Raw genomic sequence first — 231 nt, forward strand, 5'->3', positions numbered from 1 at the left:
GGCCACGGCATCGGGCCGGAGGCCCCGGCCCGCCTCCGCCGAGTCCTCCGCGGGACGAAGGCCGTGTCCTGGGACGGCCCGATGGGGGTGTTCGAGTTCCCTGCCTTCGCTGCGGGAACCAAGGCGGGCGCGCAGGCACTGACCGAGGTCGACGGCCTCAGCGTGGTCGGCGGGGGCCACTCCGCCCCAGCCGGCCGCCAGCTCGGGTTCACCGGCGGACCGATCGGGCAC

1 protein-coding gene is annotated in these 231 nt (G+C 76.6%); it reads left to right on the forward strand.

Annotation, left to right across the window (positions count from 1 at the left end; genetic code table 11):
• Positions 1-231, forward strand: a 231-nt coding sequence (gene pgk, locus KVS71_RS19385) for a phosphoglycerate kinase (protein ID WP_217585340.1), incomplete at both ends; no start/stop codon positions are given.

The organism is Microbacterium sp. GbtcB4, assembly GCF_019091465.1.
GTDB lineage: Bacteria > Actinomycetota > Actinomycetes > Actinomycetales > Microbacteriaceae > Microbacterium > Microbacterium paraoxydans.